A 19,504-nucleotide genomic window follows, 5' to 3' on the forward strand; every position below is an offset into this window, starting at 1 on the left:
CTCAACCTCCCTGCACGAACAGGCGCGACCGCGCGCTGCGCCAGAGTACAAAAAGCGGGATAATCAGCAGCAGGAACCACAGGAGCTGGGTGCCGAACACTCCGTACACCGCCGTTCCGGTTACCTTTCCTGTAAAGACGGAGCCAGGCAAATACGTAATGGCGGGAAAAGGAAGAAACTTCATCAGCCCTTCGGCCCACCCGGGGAAGAACGAAATCGGCACCACCAGGCCGGAGAATAAGTCGACGGCCACCCGTTTCATGCGCATCAAGCCTTCATTGTTTTCAAGAAAAAAAGCAAATAAGCCGGTAATAATATTAATTTGTGAATTGATCAAAAAGCTGAAGAACAGCATGACCATAAACACGAGCCAAACCTGCGGATCCGTCGGCAAACTGACGGGAAACAAAAAAGAAACGATCGCCATTCCCGGTACGGAAAACAACAGCAGACGAAATAAGCCTTCGCCGAGGCCCTGCATCATTTTGACAATAATATAGTTGTAAGGACGGATGAACTGAATGGCCACACTGCCGTCTTTGATTTCATTGGCGATTTCTCTGTCCAGGTTATTAAAATAAAACGCCCGCGCCATCCAGGAAACAGCCACATAAGTGGTCATCTGGGTGACGGTCATACCGCCGAGCAGCTCCTTCGATCCGTAAATCGCCTTCCATAGAAAGTAGTATGCGCCAATATTGAGTGCATAAATGATAATTCCGCTGTAATAATTGACCCGGTAAGCAAGCATCATCAGAAATCGGATGCGGATGATATCCAAATAAGCGCTAGACATGCAGGGTCACTTCCCGTTCATCAGGCTCTTCCTGAACCCGCCGTTTGACGTCGCTTGAACCGGTTTTGTAGATTTCCCGTACGATATCGTCGGTGTTCGTTTCGACAATCTTGATATCTTCAATGCTCATCGCGCCCACGACGCGGGCCAATACATCCGAGACGCTGCTCCGCTGCTGCGGAATCCATACTTTGGCCGTCAGCTCGTTATCCAGCGACCAATCTACTTCCAGGCCGCGGGTCAATTCCTTCAAACGCTGCAGCGCCACCGGCTCCGCAAACCGCAGGATGACTTCCTTGCCTTTGCCCCAGCGTTCCTTGAGCTCTTCCAAGCCGCCGTCATAGATAATCTTCCCGTCATCGAGCATAATGACCCGGGAACACAGCGCTTCAATATCTTGAAGATCGTGGGTCGTAAGCAGGATGGTTGTGCCGAACCTCTTGTTCAGTGATTTCAAAAACTCGCGGATTTCCGTTTTTACTACAATGTCCAGTCCAATGGTCGGCTCGTCCAGGAACAGGATTTGCGGGTTGTGAATCAACGAAGCCGCCAGCTCGCAGCGCATCCGCTGCCCGAGACTCAGCTTGCGCACCGGCCGGTTCAACAGGTCGCCCAGCCGCAGCCTGTCCACCAATTCATCCAGCCTGGCGCGGTAGTCGCTCTCGGATACGCGATACACCTTCTTCAGCAGCTCAAACGACTCGATCACGCCGATATCCCACCACAGCTGGCTGCGTTGGCCGAACACGACTCCGATGCCGCGGACAAACTTTTCACGTTCCTTATAAGGAATGTAGCCGTTGACCCGAATGTCGCCCGAGGTCGGTACAAGAATGCCGGTAAGCATTTTGATCGTCGTTGATTTACCGGCTCCGTTCTCCCCGATATAGCCGCAAATTTCCCCTTGGGGGATTTGAAAGCTGATATCCTTGACGGCCCTGACCTGGGTATACTCTCTGTTAAATAGATCGCGAATGGCACCTTTTAAGCCTTCGCGGTTCTTTTGCACCTTAAACTCCTTGCGGAGCTCATGAACATCGATGGCCCAACTCATGGCACATCATTCCTCCTGTCAGAAAATGCCGAAGCTTGCAGGGACGGCTCGAAACCTTTTATAATGAAATGTAATAGTTTCCTGCCCTTTATTGCGCATGTTTCAGCTGTATTGTCTAATCCTATACACGTTATCATACACGAACGGCCCGGTTTGGAAAAGCGGACACCCCGCAGGAAAGGATTTGATTTCCATGGCACGCGCGTTCAAAAGAATTTTCATCATCGCTCTGCTTCTTCTGCTCGCAGGCATCGGCTATTATACATATGCCTTTTTAAATTTTGCGAACAATATTCAACAATCGGATTCAGGAAGGTTTGGAGGGCTGTTGCCCAAACAAGTCAGTATGGCCGGCAACGACGCTCCTCCTCGATGGGAAGGCAACGAACGGGTCAATATCCTTATTCTCGGAGGAGATTCCCGCGGCGGCAAGGGCGACGTAGGCCGTTCCGATTCGATCATGGTCGCTTCTATCGACCCTATGACAAAAAAGGCGCACTTATTCTCTATTTTGCGTGACACTTATGTGAAGATCCCGGGAGCAGGAAACGATAGGATTAACGCAGCCTATGCCCTCGGCGGACCGAATCTGTCGATGAAAACGGTCGGCGAGCTGCTCGGCATTCCGATTCAATACTACGTCATGACTGATTTTGAGGGCTTTATCGCGCTTGTGGACGCTATCGGCGGCATTGAAATCGACGTGGAGAAGGATATGCGCTACAAGGATTCCGCGGACAATCATCAGTATGATATCAACCTGAAAAAAGGGCTTCAGCAGCTCGACGGAGAGCAGGCGCTGCAGTACGTGCGGTTCCGTCATGACGCGCTGAGCGATTTTGCCCGCACGGAGCGGCAGCGCAAGTTTCTTCAGGCGGTGGCGGAGAAGATGCAGACGACCGGCTCCCTGATCCGTCTGCCCAAAATTTTGACCAGCATTGACCCGTACATCCAAACCAACCTGACCACCGCCGATATGCTGAAGCTTGGAGCTCTTGCCTATGAGGCTAAAGCGGAGGGCATGGTCACCAAACAAATTCCCCCGACGGAGCTGCTCAAAGAAAGACGGGTCGGTGGAGCGGCTGTGCTAAGCGTGGACCAGAAAAAGCTGCATTCTTATGTCAAGACCCTGTTCGAAGGCCGCGATCCGTACGCTCCTGAGGAAAAGCCCGCGGCACAGACCCATGAGGCCCTCGGCAAGGACAGCGGCAGCGGGACCAAAAAATAATATCAAGTTTCGATCAACGGGAAGCTGCGGCTTCCTCTTTTTTGTAAGATTAATCAAGGAAATGGAGTAGTTATACCGTGAAAGAACCAACGGAGATTTTTATTATCGATGCATTTACGGGCCAACCGTTTCGCGGCAATCCGGCTGCAGTCTGTTTGTTGAACCGCTATCCTTCGGATCACCGGCTGCAGCAGGTAGCGATGGAGATGAACCAAGCCGAAACCGCCTTCCTCTGTCCTTCAGACGACGGCGGCTTCCGGCTGCGCTGGTTCACCCCACAGGCTGAAGTTGATTTGTGCGGTCACGCGACGCTCGCTTCCGCCCATTATTTATGGCAGACGGGTAAAGTGCCGAAGGAGCAAATGATTTCATTCCATACGCTTAGCGGACAATTAACGGCCAAGTCAACGGCCGACGGATGGATCGAACTGGACTTCCCTGCTGAGAAAGCGGCTGACACCGCCGTGCCGGAGCGGCTCCAAGCTGCACTCCGCCTGGAAGGCGAAATTCGGTATGTCGGCAGAAACCGGTTGGACCTGCTGGTGGAGCTGGCGACAGAGGCGGAGGTTCGCGGGCTGCAGCCCGATTATGCCATCATGGCGGAGCTGGATGTCCGCGGCGTGATGGTAACCGCCCCATCGGAAGATCCCCGGTATGATTTTGTTTCCCGCTGCTTCCTCCCGGCCGTCGGCATTAATGAAGATCCGGTAACCGGCTCGGCACACTGCGCGCTTGCACCTTACTGGAAGAAAAAGCTCGGCAAGGAGCGGCTGACAGGGATTCAGCTTTCTGACCGTACGGGCGTTCTGCGTATGCAGTGTGCCGGTAACCGCGTTCTGATCTCCGGTCTGGCCGTAACCGTACTTCAAGGCTCGCTGCTAGCATCAGGGGACGAAATTTAATTCGATACCTTTCAGCATCTGGTTGCAGCACCTTGGCGTTATTTTCATGCATAAACAAAGGCTGCATATATAATAGGAATATCGACTACAGAGAGGAATGACAAAGATGAATCAACCGTTGGATTACGGCAAACCAAGATCACGCTCGGAAAGCTTATATCGAGAAGCACTGGAACATATTGTGGGCGGGGTGAACAGCCCCTCCCGCTCATTTAAAGCGGTCGGCGGCGGGGCTCCGGTCTTTATGAAACGCGGCAAGGGCGCATACTTTTGGGACGAGGACGGAAACCGCTACATTGATTACCTCGCTGCGTATGGCCCGATCATCCTGGGTCACGCACATCCTTCGGTTACCGAAGCGATCTGTCGCGCGGCGGAGAACGGAACGCTTTACGGTACGCCTACCGAGCTTGAAATTGAGTTTGCCCGTATGCTGAAGGCGGCCATCCCTTCGATGGATAAGGTGCGCTTTGTCAATTCGGGCACCGAGGCCGTCATGACGACGATCCGTGTGGCACGTGCCTACACAGGCCGCAATAAGATCATCAAATTCGCCGGCTGCTATCACGGCCACTCGGATCTGGTGCTGGTTGCCGCAGGCTCCGGTCCCTCCACGCTCGGGATCCCCGACAGCGCCGGCATCCCGGTGAGCATCGCGCATGAAGTGATTACGGTACCTTACAACGATCTTGCAGCGCTTGACGAAGCTCTTGCCCGTTGGGGCGAGGACGTAGCCGCAGTCATGGTCGAGCCCATCGTAGGCAACTTCGGCATGGTGATGCCCAAGCCGGGCTTCCTCGAGGGACTTTGTTCCGCCGCCCGCCGCAACGGCTCCCTCGTCATCTACGACGAGGTAATTACGGCTTTCCGGTTCCACTACGGATCGGCGCAAACCTTCGAGGGCCTGCCTGCGGGAACGGACTTCGCGGCCATCGAACCCGACCTGACAGCCCTGGGCAAAATCATCGGCGGCGGTCTGCCGATCGGAGCCTACGGAGGCCGTCAAGAAATCATGTCGCAGGTGGCTCCCCTCGGACCGGCTTATCAAGCCGGTACCATGGCAGGCAACCCTGCGTCGATCTCCGCAGGCATCGCATGCCTGCAGGCGCTGCAGGAGCCGGGCACATACGCCCGGCTGGACAAGCTCGGCGCGGCGCTTGAGGCCGGTCTGACGGCCGCCGCCGGCAAGCACGGCATCGCGCTTACCGTCAATCGCATTTGCGGCGCTTTATCGACGCACTTTTGCAGCCATCCGGTTACCAATTACGAGGAAGCGCAGGATACGGACAGCGAAAGGTTCGCGCAGTTCTTCCGGCACATGCTGGAAGAAGGCATCTGCCTGGCTCCGTCCAAATATGAAGCATGGTTTACGACTACGGCACATACGGAGGCCGATATCGCTTATACTATCGAGGCCGCTGAACGGGCCTTTACACGCATGGTTTAACCGATGGCCACATGACAATAAATTCCCTTTATCACCCGAATCACGAACTATTATCGACTTACGGTAATAGTTCGTTCGTTTTTTGTTTTCCGCATAACAACGCCTTAAAACTGCCTTTATTCACCATTTATGCAAAATAGAGAGCGCTTACAAACGGTTAACAGCCTGAATGTTCTATTGTATCAAAGACAATTTCGTGTTATTCTATAAATACTTTTGAAACTTAATACTATCGGCTAAATGTAAGGTTTTAGTCATGATAGCTATGAAGATATGCGCTCAATAGAATGACGTGGGCACATTTATTTTTTTATTATTGCCCTATTAGGCATATCTTCCAAAGAAACGAGAACCCGCCGGCGTAGTCGATTATGCAGAATAAATGCATTTTTATTCAACGCGTTATCTCCGTTGGCTTTGACCGCTTTCTTACAGCGACATGAGCAAAGCCTTGATCTCTGAACGAATCGCACTTTTAACTACCAGGGAGGTGACGGTCAGCCTGCTGACCACGAGAATGAATGAAGTAATGCGTAATGAAGGCCGCTTTCAGAATCTGTTGGCCACCGAACATGATAGCTGCGGCATCATTTGTATTGTAGAAAAAGATGGTTTCCCTTCCCGCGATAACATCCAAAAAACGATCGATGCCCTTGTAAAAATGGAGCATCGTTCAGGTTTTATTAATGGCGAAGGAGACGGCTGCGGCATTTTGACCGATATTCCCAGAGCGCTGTGGGAGAAAAAACTGACGGATGCCGGACTGGACGGCAAGCTCGCATACGATGAGCGTTTTTCCGTTGCCCATATTTTTGTTCCCCGCAAGCTGGATATTTCCGTTGCCGACATGCAAAAGGGAATCCGGGAATTATTCTCCCAGTTTGAAGTCAGCATTCTTCTTGAGCAAGAAAACCAGGTCGACAGCAGCGTGCTTGGCCCGAACGGCCGCAACGACGAGCCTACCTTCTGGCAAATCGCAGGTCTGTGCGACAAGCAGGAAGCAAAAGTAGCCGACCATTTGTTTGAGCTTCATGTCGCCATTGAAGCCAAATATACTGTACATGTGGCTACGTTGAGCAATGTAACGGCAGCTTACAAGGTTATGGGTGCGGCAAGCATTTTGCCTAAATACTTTAACGATACGCGTGACCCTCTGTTTGCGGCTCAGGTGACGATCGGCCATAACCGTTACTCCACGAATACACAATCAAGCTTTTTCCGTGTCCAACCGTTTTCCTTGCTCGGTCACAACGGCGAGATCAATACGGTAAAGAAATTGCGCCTGGAAGCCGACATGGTTGGCGTACCGCTCGTAGACGGCGGAAGCGACTCTCAGGATATGAACCGGACGATCGAAACGTTCATCCACCGTTTTGGGCTTAGCCTGTTCGAAGCGATGGAAGTCGTCTTCCCGCCGATTCTCAACGAAATGAAGCTGTACCGTCCTGAGCTTCAGGATCTCTATGTATACTATCGCCAAACTTGGGGCCATTATGCCCAAGGTCCGGCCGGGATCGTATCCCGCTACGGCAATGAATGTATTTTCAGCGTAGATGCCCTTGGTCTTCGTCCGGTATGGATGGTAGAGAGCGAAACCTCTCTTTATTTCTCCTCCGAGCAAGGCGTGATCACGGTAGGCGAGATGGTGGCGGATCCTAAGCCGATCGCTCCGGGCGAGAAAATCGGTGTCGTTCTGACATCGGGAGAGCATGTACAGGTTATTCCTTACCATCAAGTTCAAAATACCGTGCTGAGCCGCGCCCAAGCCCGTATCGGCTTTGAAGGCCTGCGCAAGCATTTGAATAATGAATTACCGTCGGTTGAAGCCGCTCCTTCGGCGGACATTACACCGACTGACGCGCTCTACAGCTCCTTCGGCTGGGACCGCGACGGCATCCAGATGATTGAGACGACGGCACAAACCGGTGCAGAGCCGATCCGTTCCCTCGGTCACGACAGCCCGCACGCCGCTTTGAACCCGGAACGTGTGAACATCCCGGACTTCATTAAAGAGAGCGTTGCTGTCGTTACGAATCCGGCGATCGACCGCGACCGCGAAATGGAGCATTTCTCCACCCGTATCGTAGTAGGTCCACGCCCGGCCCTGTACGGCCAGCCGGACCATCGTCTTCGCGTCGAACTGCTTTATCCGGTTGTACTGGAAGGAAGCAACGGTACGGACTCTTTAGCTGAGCTGAAGCAGCCGAGCTTCGAACAGCTCCTGGCATTGTTTGGCGCTCATAGCGGCGATGCCGTAGCGACGCTTTCCACAACGTTCGCTCGCGGAACATCGCTTCAAGAAGCACTCGACAAACTTGCTGCCGACGCTGTACAAGCGGTTCGTAACGGAGCCATGCTGTTGGTACTCGATGACAGTCAGGCGCATCAGAACGACCGCCTGTGGATGGATCCGCATCTTGCGGTATCCAAAGTGGATATTGCCTTGAGAGCCGAAAAGCTCGGTCACGGCAATAACCTGCGCCGCCAAACGACACTGGTATTGCGCAGCGCTTCGATCCGCAACCTGCATGACATCGCAGTAGCCTGTGGCTTGGGCGCGGATGTGCTGTCTCCATACCTCATGTTTGCAACGGCTTCGTCCAAAGACGGCGCACCGGCTGCACGCAAGGTGTTCACGGCTTTGATGAAAGGCTTGGAGAAAGTCATCTCCACCATCGGTACACATGAGCTTCGCGGCTACACCCGCTTCTTCTCCTCCATTGGATTGAAGCCGGAGCTGGCTGAAGTGCTGGATATCGTCAATTACTTGGGCAGCGACAACGCGGGTACCGGCTTTGCCGAGCTCGAAACGGATGCAGAAGCCCGTTATAACGACTATACGAATCCGAAGGCCAAAGCGGCGAAGAACTTCCGCTTCTTCCAACGGATGTGGAAGGCCCTCGGCGATGCGGCTTCCGGAGCGGCTCCTTATACGGATTACCGCGACAAGCTGCGCGAAGAGGAAAAGAAAAATCCGATTTCGATCCGTCACGTGGCCGATTTCAACTTTGAGAAATCCCACGCTGAAGGTCGCAAGCCCCTCGATCCTTCACAAGTAAATATCGGTATCGGCGGCCACGACCTGCCTATGCTGATTTCTTCCATGTCTTTCGGCTCGCAGAACGAAACGGCATTCCGTGCTTATGCAGAGGCCGGTGAACGCTTGAACATGGTTACGATGAACGGCGAAGGCGGAGAGATCAAAGACATGCTCGGCCGCTATAAGCGGACTCGCGGCGCACAAGTAGCTTCCGGACGTTTCGGCGTAAACGTGGAGCTGGCCAACGCCGTAGCATTCCTTGAGATCAAGATCGGTCAAGGCGCAAAGCCGGGCGAAGGCGGTCACTTGCCAGGCTCGAAAGTTACGGCTAAAATCGCGGCTGCACGGAATGCGACCATCGGTTCCGATCTGATCTCGCCATCGAACAACCATGACATTTATTCGATCGAGGACTTGGCGCAAATTATTTCCGAGCTTAAAGAAGCCAGCGGACGTAAAGCGCAAATCATCGTCAAAATTCCGGTAGTTCCGGGTATCGGCACGATTGCCGTCGGTGTTGCCAAGGCAGGTGCGGACGTCATTACGCTTTCCGGCTTTGACGGCGGTACAGGTGCGGCGCGGATCCACTCCATCACGCATGTCGGACTTCCGACGGAAATCGGTACGAAGCTCGCTCACCTCGCGCTGATCGACGCCGGTCTGCGTCATAAGGTTGAGCTTTGGTCCGACGGCGGTATGAAGTCCGGTGCGGACGTCGTCAAAATGTTTATGCTTGGTGCAAACCGCGTCGGCTTCGGTTCCATCGCCATGCAATCGATCGGTTGTACGACCTGCCGCGGCTGTCACTTGGATACCTGCCACGTAGGTATCGCAACGCAAATCGACTCGATGGAAGAGGCTGAAGAGAAAGGCCTGCGCCGCTTCGTACCTCGTGTGTACGATACGGCTGTTGAATCGCTTGTCCGCTTGTTCAGCGGCATAGGTGAAGAGATCCGAGAAGTCGTCGCTCAGCTGGGCTTCAAGGACGCACAAGAGCTGGTAGGACGTTCCGACCTGCTGCAGCAAACCGGCTATCTGGAGCGCATCGATCTCTCCGATCTGCTTCGTCCGGCTCCGATTTCCTTCGCTGCGGCCAAAGATGCCGAGCTTGAGGTCGCTGCCGCGGTATCCTCGGATATCCGTATCGCAGCCGGTGCGGAAGGCCAAGAGTTCTTCCCGGATGCCGTATCGTTCAAAGCTCCGGTAGAACGCACGTGGAGCAAAGTAGACGCGGAATCCCGTATCTTGGGCAGCCGCTATGCTAGCCATCGGGTAAGAGACCGCTTTGACGGCAGCTATGACGAGCTTCCTCCGGTCAACATTACGATGACCGACGGTTCCGTACCGGGTAACGGACTCGCTGCCTTTAACGCCCGCGGCGTAGACATCACGGTTCACGGCGGCGCAGAAGACGGCGTCGGCAAAATGTCGCTCGGCGGTAATGTCTCCATCCTGAAAGCACCAAGCAAGCACAAGCAGTTCATTAACGGCTCCGTAGGTAAATCGTTCGGCTACGGCGCACAGAAGGGCTTGTTCCTGATTCAAGGCAATGCCGATACCCGCGCATGCATCCGTTTCTCCGGCGCTGATGTGGTGTTCGGCGGCGAAATCACTTCCCCGCTCCGCGATGAGCTGGGCGGTCTGGCAGCCCGTGCGAACCTCAAAGGCTTCGCGTTTGAGTATATGACCAACGGCCGTGCCGTTGTTATGGGCGATCCGGGTCCATGGATCTGCGCAGGGATGACCGGCGGTGTGATCTACCAGCGTCTTGTTCCTGAAATGGGACTGGATCAAGCGGCAATTGAACGCCGTATTGCCAAAGGTGCGAAGGTAAAAATCGAACCTGTAGGTCCTCAAAGCATCAAGGATCTTAACGAGCTGCTCGGCGCCTACCGCGATGCGCTTGCCGCATCCGGCCAACCGGAAGCCGCTGCAAAAGTCGAAAACCTGCTGAACAACCTGCAGGCAAACTTCGTACGCATCGCTCCAGTTGGACTGCAAGCCGATCAGTCGGTTGCTACGGAATAATATAAAATGACCTAATAACCCCCAGGGCTATAATCAGCTCTGGGGGTTTGTCTTTGAATCAACGCTTCCTGCGTTTCACGGGGAACAAATGTTCTTTTTTTGCCAATTTCGATCTGCAACCTTACCTGGCACAGTTTTATAGCTTAATGTTCATTATCATTAATCATTGATATCCCTTACTATTAAAAAACAGGCCCTTCGCTTCCCATGCTCCCGGCATGAAAGAAAAAGGGCCTGCTTAGCTTTTCGTTCAACCTTTGGCCGTGCGGTAAGCTTCGATATACTGCGCCGCTTTTTTGGCTACCAGACTGTAGTCTCCGGTTTTTACGGCATCCGTCGTCAAATCGGAGCCGATTCCGACCGCAACAGCGCCGGCTTTGATCCATTCGCCCAGATTGCTTAACGATACGCCGCCTGTCGGCATGACATTAGCCTGCGGCAGCGGTCCTTTAATCGCTTTGATCATGGAAGGCGAATACAGATTACCCGGGAACAGCTTTACTACGTCCACTCCCAGCTCCAACGCCCGTTGAATCTCTTGGATCGTCATCACGCCAGGCATAATAGGCACACGGTAACGGTTGCAAAGCGTGACCGTGTCCGGATTCAGCGAAGGCCCTACAACGAATTCGGAGCCGCTCAGAATAGCTGCCCTAGCGGTTTCCGGATCCAGCACCGTACCTACGCCGATGATGGCGTATTTGCCCGGATCCTGCGCCGTGCTGGAATACTTCTTCGAAAGCTTTTCAATCGCTTGTAATGCGAACGGCACCGTCATCGTCACTTCAATAACCTTAATGCCGCCTTCGATAGCCTGCTCCGCCATTTCAACCACTTCGTCAGGCGTATCGCCACGCAACACCGCGACAACGCCTTCATTCACCAATTGCTGCATCAGCTTGATTTTCTTCATCCTGCCCTCATCCGCCCTTTCTTTCTACCGCTCCACATGCTTCTCATTGTTTAAGAATGCTTCAACCTGCTCCCAAGTCGGAGCCCCTTCCCAGTCGCCCTCCATCTGTACGATCATACAGCCGATGAGATTGCCGAGACGGACCGCTTCGGTCAAGCTGTAATTCTTAAGCAAGCCGACGATGAAACCGGCGCAAAAGCCGTCTCCCGCACCCACCGTGTCCACCACTCGCTCAGCTTTGAAATACGGCACCGAACTGACTTGTCCTTGTTCGACAATGAACGTTTCGTCATTGCCGCCTTTGATGATAGAAATCGCACGCAGCTTGCTGAGATGATCGACGATTTCCTCGAAGCTCTCCGTTTGGTAGAGCAGCTTGAGCTCGTCCAATCCCGGGAGGAAGTAATCCGCATCCTTCGCAAGCTCCAGCAGAACCTCGCGCGCTTCATCCAGCGGCCAGAGCTTGAGCCGAAGGTTCGGATCAAAACATACCTTAACCCCATGCTTACGCGCCATTCGGATCGCTTCCTTGACAGCTTCGCGGCAGCTTGAGCTAAGCGCCGGCGTAATCCCTGTAACGTGCAGATATTTCGCCTGCTTAATGTATTCTTCATCCAGGTGCTCCGGACCCAAGGTGCTGGCCGCGGAGCCTTTACGGTAATAGTACACCGAAGGCTTGCCGGATACGTCTTCACGCAGCATCAAGCCGGTCGGCGCTTCCGGAGTCAGCTCAGCACGGGAAACGTCCACGCCTTCACCGCGGATTCGCTTCAAGATCATCCGTCCGAACGGGTCCTTCCCCAGTCGGCTGAACCAGCCGGCCCGGTGGCCTAACCGGGAGATGCCGATGGCCAGATTCCCTTCCGCTCCGCCGAACATCCCTTGAAATTGCTGTGCATATTCAATTCCTTTGGGGTTCTCCGGAATCATCAGCGCCATCGACTCACCAAACGTAATGACTTCAGGTTGAAACATCTGCAAAGCTTCTGGTTGTCTGCTCGTCGTCATTATCTTGTCATCCACCCTCCGTCTACGCATAACACGTGACCGCTCATATAGTTGGAAGCTTGCGAAGCCAAGAACACAACAGGGCCTTGCAGATCTTCCGGCAAACCCCAACGCCCTGCCGGAATGCGTCCCAAGATTTGCGAGCTGCGCTCCTCATCGGCACGAAGCGCCGCCGTGTTGTCCGTAGACATATAGCCCGGTGCAATCGCATTCACTTGAATGCCTTTACCGGCCCATTCGTTAGCAAGCGCTTTCGTTACGCCCGCAATTGCATGCTTGGAAGCGGTGTATCCCGGAACATTAATGCCGCCTTGAAAAGATAGCATCGAAGCGATATTGATGATTTTACCCGATCCCTGCTTGATCATTTCGCGGCCTACAAGCTGCGACAGAAAAAAAGCCGAGTTCAAATTCAGATTCAACACGTCATGCCAGTCCTGAGCTGCATGGTCTGCAGCTGGCGTCCGGCGAATAATGCCTGAGTTATTGACCAAAATGTCGATTTTACCGAAAACGGACAGCGTCTCGTCCACGATACGTTTGAGCGCGCTATCATCCATCAGATTCGCAACAATCGTATGCGTCTTTCGGCCCATAGCCTGGATTTGCTGCTCAATCTCGCGCGTCCGGTCGTTACTGGTAACGATTACAACATCGGCCCCCGCATTGGCCAGCCCCAAGGAAATCCCTCCGCCAAGACCGACCGCACCTCCGGTGACAATGGCTACCTTTCCGGTTAAATCAAACAAATGCATCTCCACACCCCATTTAAACGTTTTAAGCTCATCCGGTTTTGTACGTCAGCAGATTGCCTGACCTAATTATTATAAGGCAATTAGCCGCAAATCGCTATACTATGGGTACAAAAAGAAGCCTTCCCGGCACTGTATTATTCAGCACCGAAAAGGCCGTAAAGCAAATGATATGTCGCAGGAATCCCATCTTTGCTCTTTGCACAACGCTCCATATACTTTTTTTCCATCTCTGCAAAAAGCCGCCGTCCTGCCCGCTGCGTCTCTGAAGAATCCGAATTGGCGTTGCCTGCCCCTACCCGCTTCACACTGTACAAAAAGCTTCTGACATCCCCGAAGGTCTGTACATCCATATTCTCCAGTCCGGTAAAGGCAAAGCCGGTCTGCAGCCCGTCGGCATTTTGGAACAACAGTTGTTCCCACTCTTTTAGACTTAGGAAGTCCTGTCCATGGGACATTTCCGGAAGCCCGAGCTCCCGTTCTGCCGCTCTGAAGGCTTCATGCAGTTCGATAAAGGTCTGCGGACCGAATGTGGAGAACGCAAGCGCTCCTCTTGGACTGAGCCGTTCAAGCCAAGCCTTCATGGTTCGTTCCGGCTCGTCAAACCATTGAAACGTGGCGCTTGATATGATCAAATCAGCCTGTCCGTACTCCGCTGCCTCTTGGCTGATATCGCCCCCCAGCTCCTCCGCATCACCAACCAGCGTTTGGAGCCGACCGGCGGCAGCGCCGCCGCAGCGCTGCCGCGTGCGCTCTACCATCTGGGGAGACAAATCGATCGCCAGTACGTTCGCTTCGGGATAAGCCTCAAGCAGCTTGTAAGTAAGCAGTCCCGTACCGCAGCCGATCTCGATAATGCGGCTTATATCCTGCGGTGCTTTTCGCTGCAAAACCAGCTCCAGCAGGCGATCCGACATTGTCCGCTGCACTACCGCATACTGATCATAGCTTCCGGCATGACGGTCAAAGTGCCGCCTTACCTTGCTTTTATCAATCCTTGTCGTCATCAAGAAAACCCCTCAGCTGTTCGTAAAAAGCCGTCTGCTGTGTCATGAATGGAGCATGGCCCGCGCCCTTAAGAACCACGCGCCGCACGCCTTCCATTTCTTCCGGCATCGCCTCCACCGGACAGATGCCATCCTCGCTTCCATGAATCCACAGAATCCGGCCTCCTGCCGATGTGAACTCCGGAACCAGGAGATTAGACCATGCCTCGGTCACATCAGACTCGATTAAATACCGCAGGCCGGCCTTGAGACCTTCCAATGAGAAATCGGGTTCGCCTGCCGTCATGCCCTTTCCTTCAGCCCGTTCTTGTGCAGATATCATCGCATCCGCGAACTGGCTTAGTACAAGATTGCGATCCGTTTCCAGCTTGTCGAGCATTCGCTCTACAATCCGTCTTGGCCAGCCCATCTTCCGGTCGCCACTGACAAAACGCAGAGTTGATCCGACCACAATAAGCCGCTTGATCCCCAGCGCCCCCAGTGCCGTTCCAGGCCCGTCTTTGCTCTGGCCAGGCAGCTTCGATAGCCTGTCTACCGCTAGTATACCGCCCATAGACCAGCCTACTATCACTTCAGGCTTTACGTCCCGGAGCACCCGGTCCAAGGCTTCTTGGAACGCTTCGATCGAATGACCTTCGGCATACGAAAAAAAATGAGGCTCCATCCCCAGCCCTGTGCATTGTTGTGTAACGGATGGCTCCCAGAGCTTTGCGGACATGCCCCAGCCATGAATCCATAATATTCGTCTTATTGCGTCTGACATTTGCCCCACCGACTTCCCTACCAACGTGTTCACAAAGACAAGCCCCGAGCCTAACCTAATTCTCGTGCTGCATTGTCCATTTGCTCGACCGCCCACTGCAGATCCTCGTCCCGATGGATAGCCATCAGCGAAAAACGTATTCTGGCCGTTCCCTCCGGCACCGTAGGAGGACGAATCGCTACCGCGGCAATCCCTGCCTGCTGCAGCTTTTCGCTAAACCGCACCGTCCGTTCATTGCTGCCCAACAGCAGCGGCACAATGTGGGATTCGCTTTCGCCCGTATCAAACCCGCGCTTCCTCAGCTCCTCACGTAACCAGGCGGACTTTCGCGAGAGCTCCCGGCGCCGCCAGCCCTCCTCCCGCGCCTGAAGCCAGCTGCGCCTTACCGATTCAATGACGGCTGGCGGCAGCGCCGTCGTATAGATAAAGCTGCGGGCCTTGTTGACAAGATAGTGCTTGAGCACCTCATCCCCCGCAATATAAGCACCATAGCCGCCGTAGGCTTTGCTGAACGTGCCCATTTGGATTTCCACCCGATCGGTTAGCCCAAGCTCATGCACCAGCCCTTGTCCCTGCTCTCCGTACAGTCCGCCGCTGTGTGCTTCGTCAACCATCAGCATGGCCCCGTAGCGATCCTTGAGCTCCACCAGCTCGCGTAACGGAGCTATACTGCCATCCATACTGAAGATCGAATCGGTAACGATCAATTTTTTACCGCCTGCTTCCGTTTTACGCAGCAGCGCTTCCAGATGATCCAGATCCCGATGGCGGTACCGGACCTGCTCCGCGCGGCTGAGCACAATGCCATCGATAATGCTTGCATGATTCAACCGATCGCTGAACACGACGTCATGTCGTCCCATTAAAGCCGGAATGACTCCGACATTAGCCATATACCCGCTGCTGAACAGCAGACAGCTTTCCGTCCCTTTAAATTGGGCAAACTCCTCTTCAAACTGCCGATACACCGGATCGTTGCCCACAATCAATCGCGAAGCGGCAGCCCCCATCCGCGCATCGGCGACTCCGCTTTGCTGCTGCAGCCCCAAATAATCGTTCGAGGCCAGATTCAGCATCCTGCGTCCATCCCGCAGCAGCCAGCCTTGCTCCTGCAGCTCCGATTCCACTAAAGAACGGAACTGGGCCCGTTCCTTCAGCGATTCCAGCTCCGTATGCATCCACTGCCAAACCGGTTTTTTCATCTCCAAGCATCACCTTATAGAGCGCACAGCTCGATCTCGAAGCCAAGATCCTCGATCATTTTGTGGTCGGCGGTCGCCTCTTGACCTTCCGTAGTCAAATAATCGCCGACAAATACGGAATTGGCCGCATATAATCCCAACGCCTGTAGTGACCTCAGGTTCACCTCGCGTCCTCCGGCTACCCGAACCTCTTTGGACGGATTAATGAACCTCATCAAAGCCAGAACCTTCAGACATTTGCGCGGATTCAGCTCGCTGTTGTTCTCCAGCGGCGTTCCCGGAATCGCGTTCAGGAAATTGACCGGAATCGAATCCGCATCCAGCTCCCGTAAAGCATAAGCCATCTCTACGATCTCCTCATTCGTCTCACCCATGCCGATAATACAGCCCGAACAAGGGGACATTCCTGCTGCTTTTGCTTTTTCTACCGTCTCTACCCGGTCGTCATATGTATGTGTTGTTGTTATATTGGAGAAATTTTGCTTGCTCGTATTCAAATTATGGTTATACCGGTCTACGCCGGCATCTTTCAGCTTTGCAGCCTGCTCCTCGCTCAGAATCCCCAGGCAGGCGCAAATCTTCATCGGCATCGTCGACTTAATCTCTTTGACGGCCTCCACAACCTGATCCAGCTCTTTGTTCGACGGACCGCGGCCGCTGGCCACAATACAATACGTTCCCACCTTGAGCTCCATCGCTTTGCGTGCGCCGTCTACCAGCGTTTCCTTCTCCAGCAGCGGGTACTTTTGAATCGCCGCTTTCGATACGATCGATTGCGAGCAATAACCGCAGTCCTCCGGGCAAAGTCCGCTTTTTGCATTGATGATCAGGTTTAGCTTCACCTTTTTCCCGTAGTAATGCTTTCTCACTTTAAAGGCCGCTTGCATAATGGAAAGCACTTCATCGTCATCGGCTTCAAGCACCGATAAGCTCTCCTCCAAAGTCAGCAATTCGCCGCGAATGGATTTATCCGCCAGCTCGTTCCAATTAGTCTGCATTGTCAACATCCGAATGGTCCTCCCGCATAAATAAACTTTTTTGTCCCTTAAAAATATGCCATAACCGCCTGCATATCGATCCGCCGCTCGATCGTCTCCACCCAAAGCTCACGCCAGGCTGACCAGGCCGCATCGGTTTGCGGACTTTCTCCGTTCCAAGGCAGCATGCCCCATACGCGAACTTGACCAAAGGTTTCGATCATGCGCCGGTTTTCCGCCAAGCTTGGATCGTGCTCATCCTCATAGCCGTTCATAATGACGCCGGCTACCTGCAGTCCTCTCTGCCTTGCGTACGCTACAGTCAGCAGCGTATGGTTCACTGTTCCCAGCTTAGGTCGGGCAACAATCAGCAAAGGCAGGCTCATAGCGGCAGCTAAATCAGCAACCAGACACCGCTCGGTCAAGGGCACGATCAATCCGCCGGCCCCCTCCACCAGAAGCGGACCATCAGCTTGAAGCCTTTGCTGTCCCTCCCGAATCAGAGCTTCCCAGTCGAGCGTCTTGCCCTCCCGATTTGCCGCCATCCAGGGAGCCAGCGGCGCCTCAAGCGTGATCGTTGCCGTATCCGATTCACGTTGCGGAAGGCCGCTGCCTTGTACAAGACGATAACTATCCGCTTGGGCTTCACCCATTCGAACTCCGGACTGCACTGGCTTCCACAGACGAAGAGTTTGATTACACTCCTTACTTGCCAGTCTACGGTTAATAGCTGCAGCAAGTGCGCCTGTCACCCATGTTTTACCTACATCCGTATCCGTACCGGTTACAAACAATCCTTTATTCATCGATTATACCTCTATACGTAAGTCTCTAATTGTTAACCTAATTTAATTATGAATGGTTAACAATTGAACTAAAACGTATTTTACTACACACCGTTGCCGAGGACAAGTCATTCATTTTAATTCCTTTTGCCTGCTCGGTCATCTTCAATCCTGAGTCAGAAAAAGGAATATATAGGTCCATGTATCTAATTATAATTTTGTAATTGATAAAATAGACCTATCGACAAGTGCTAAAATTGTTGAAAAAAATAAAAATATTTTCTGGAGTTATGTTATGTTAACATGTTAAAATAAGCTCACAACGTTTTTTCCCCACCAGATTGCATTGAATTACTCTTTTTTACCTTCCTTCATCTCCTATCACATTCCAATAAAGTGGTGATCCTAACATGAACGACAGCCTTCTTCAGACAAGATACGGTTCTAAATCTTTAATGGAAGCTGCAACCCATATCCTGGAAGTACTTAGCCGTTTTATTAAGGTGAATACTTTTTTTGTTGCTTTGAACGATGAAATCAGCAATTCTATTGTTAAAGCATTTAATCGGGAAGAATCTATCATTCAAGAGGGGATATCTTTACCTTTTGAACAAACCTACTGCAGCCTGGTTGTGAATCATCAAGCTCCCTTAGTCATCGATGATACGCAAACAGATGCAAAGACCAGATGCATGCCGATAACGGGAAATCTTGGATCCACATGGTTTGTCGGGGTGCCTATCATTTTAAAAGATGGCCGCTGCTGCGGCACGATTTGCGTCATGGACAGAGAGCGGTATCCCTATAATAAAGACGAAATTTCCTTATTAGAGACTATGGCCTCTTTCTTAAGTTATGTTATCGATCTGGAGAATAAAGCTTTTATTGATAGCTTGACCCTTATTTACAACCGAACTTACTTACAGGAATATTACAATGAAGTCATGCTCGCCCAAAAATCCTCATTAGCCATTTTGTTTGTGGATATGGATAATTTCAAAGAAATCAATGACACTTACGGTCATGATGTCGGCGATGAGCTGCTTAAACAAGCAGCCCAAACCATCCATAAATATAAAGGGAAAAAGGACGTATTGGCCAGGTTAGGCGGGGATGAGTTTCTAATGCTGCTCTGTGACTATCAGGACCGTCATGCGGTCGAGATCATAGCAAAGAACATTCAAGAAGAGTTCTCTAAGCCTTTTGAAATAAACAACCGCAACATGAGAATAACCACAAGTATTGGGATCAGCTTTTACCCGGAGGATGGAGAGAACCTGAACACTCTGATTAAAAATGCCGATAAAGCCATGTATGAAGTGAAAAAAGCAGGTAAGAACAACGTGGCCGTTTACCAACCGCAATAAACGAATTGGAAATATATAGTTTAATCTTTCCTGGAATATACCCTAGGAGAGATTAAACTCAAATACGGAAAATATGTCCCAAGGAAACCTCTGGGGTTCTCTCCCTATAATCGAGTAGGAGGGGGCGCCTAGCCCCCGACCTCTCACACCACCGTACATGCGGGTCCGCATACGGCGGTTCCAAAAGGTTAACAAAGCTCTAAATAACGAGAAAGCAAACTTCTCAGCCCTTTCG

Annotated in this window: 15 protein-coding genes; 5 read left to right on the forward strand and 10 right to left on the reverse strand. The window is 52.7% G+C overall.

Annotation, left to right across the window (positions count from 1 at the left end; translation table 11 throughout):
• Position 1: 1 nt before the first annotated feature.
• Positions 2-796, reverse strand: coding sequence for an ABC transporter permease (locus ACZYR9_RS22380; RefSeq protein WP_488980656.1), 795 nt, complete (start codon positions 794-796; stop codon positions 2-4).
• A complete protein-coding gene (locus tag ACZYR9_RS22385) occupies positions 789-1,850 on the reverse strand; it encodes an ABC transporter ATP-binding protein (RefSeq protein ID WP_488980657.1) in 1,062 nt (353 codons plus the stop codon). The genes ACZYR9_RS22380 and ACZYR9_RS22385 overlap by 8 nt, the downstream gene beginning before the upstream one ends.
• A gap of 193 nt (positions 1,851-2,043) precedes the next feature.
• On the opposite strand from ACZYR9_RS22385, the gene ACZYR9_RS22390 reads away from it, so the two are divergent.
• From ACZYR9_RS22390 to ACZYR9_RS22405, 4 genes are all read left to right on the forward strand, one after another.
• Positions 2,044-3,078, forward strand: a complete 1,035-nt coding sequence (locus ACZYR9_RS22390) for an LCP family protein (RefSeq protein ID WP_488980658.1) — start codon at positions 2,044-2,046, stop codon at positions 3,076-3,078.
• A 77-nt stretch (positions 3,079-3,155) separates the two neighbouring features.
• On the forward strand, positions 3,156-3,980 hold the full coding sequence (locus tag ACZYR9_RS22395; RefSeq protein ID WP_488980659.1) for a PhzF family phenazine biosynthesis protein: 825 nt from the start codon (positions 3,156-3,158) through the stop codon (positions 3,978-3,980).
• Between the two features lie 106 nt (positions 3,981-4,086).
• Complete coding sequence (locus tag ACZYR9_RS22400) at positions 4,087-5,427, forward strand: glutamate-1-semialdehyde 2,1-aminomutase (RefSeq protein WP_488980660.1); 1,341 nt, start codon at positions 4,087-4,089, stop codon at positions 5,425-5,427.
• Between the two features lie 529 nt (positions 5,428-5,956).
• Entirely contained in the window at positions 5,957-10,495 is a 4,539-nt protein-coding gene (locus ACZYR9_RS22405) for a glutamate synthase-related protein (protein ID WP_488980670.1), read from the forward strand.
• A gap of 250 nt (positions 10,496-10,745) precedes the next feature.
• Here the strand turns inward: ACZYR9_RS22405 and ACZYR9_RS22410 are convergent, their stop codons facing one another.
• The 8 genes from ACZYR9_RS22410 to bioD form a co-directional block, all read right to left on the reverse strand.
• Entirely contained in the window at positions 10,746-11,408 is a 663-nt protein-coding gene (locus ACZYR9_RS22410) for a bifunctional 2-keto-4-hydroxyglutarate aldolase/2-keto-3-deoxy-6-phosphogluconate aldolase (RefSeq protein WP_488980661.1), read from the reverse strand.
• Positions 11,409-11,432: 24 nt separating this feature from the next.
• Positions 11,433-12,416: a sugar kinase gene (locus ACZYR9_RS22415; RefSeq protein WP_488980662.1), complete on the reverse strand. Its 984-nt coding sequence runs from the start codon at positions 12,414-12,416 to the stop codon at positions 11,433-11,435.
• Entirely contained in the window at positions 12,416-13,171 is a 756-nt protein-coding gene (gene kduD / locus ACZYR9_RS22420; RefSeq protein WP_488980663.1) for a 2-dehydro-3-deoxy-D-gluconate 5-dehydrogenase KduD, read from the reverse strand. The genes ACZYR9_RS22415 and kduD overlap by 1 nt, the downstream gene beginning before the upstream one ends.
• Positions 13,172-13,305: 134 nt before the next feature.
• A complete protein-coding gene (bioC, locus tag ACZYR9_RS22425) occupies positions 13,306-14,175 on the reverse strand; it encodes a malonyl-ACP O-methyltransferase BioC (protein ID WP_488980664.1) in 870 nt (289 codons plus the stop codon).
• The gene (locus ACZYR9_RS22430) at positions 14,159-14,971 is read right to left on the reverse strand and encodes an alpha/beta fold hydrolase (protein WP_488980665.1); all 813 of its coding nucleotides are present in this window, start codon (positions 14,969-14,971) and stop codon (positions 14,159-14,161) included. Before ACZYR9_RS22430 ends, bioC begins: the two co-directional genes overlap by 17 nt.
• Before the next feature lie 17 nt (positions 14,972-14,988).
• A complete protein-coding gene (gene bioF, locus ACZYR9_RS22435; RefSeq protein WP_488980666.1) occupies positions 14,989-16,140 on the reverse strand; it encodes an 8-amino-7-oxononanoate synthase in 1,152 nt (383 codons plus the stop codon).
• 14 nt (positions 16,141-16,154) lie between these two features.
• On the reverse strand, positions 16,155-17,147 hold the full coding sequence (bioB, locus tag ACZYR9_RS22440; RefSeq protein ID WP_488980667.1) for a biotin synthase BioB: 993 nt from the start codon (positions 17,145-17,147) through the stop codon (positions 16,155-16,157).
• Positions 17,148-17,185: 38 nt separating this feature from the next.
• A complete protein-coding gene (bioD, locus tag ACZYR9_RS22445) occupies positions 17,186-17,923 on the reverse strand; it encodes a dethiobiotin synthase (RefSeq protein WP_488980668.1) in 738 nt (245 codons plus the stop codon).
• A 389-nt stretch (positions 17,924-18,312) separates the two neighbouring features.
• Here bioD and ACZYR9_RS22450 point away from each other — a divergent pair, with 389 nt between their 5' ends.
• Entirely contained in the window at positions 18,313-19,269 is a 957-nt protein-coding gene (locus tag ACZYR9_RS22450; protein WP_488980669.1) for a diguanylate cyclase domain-containing protein, read from the forward strand.
• The last annotated feature ends 235 nt before the right edge of the window (positions 19,270-19,504 follow it).

It is taken from the genome of Paenibacillus sp. F024, assembly GCF_057814255.1.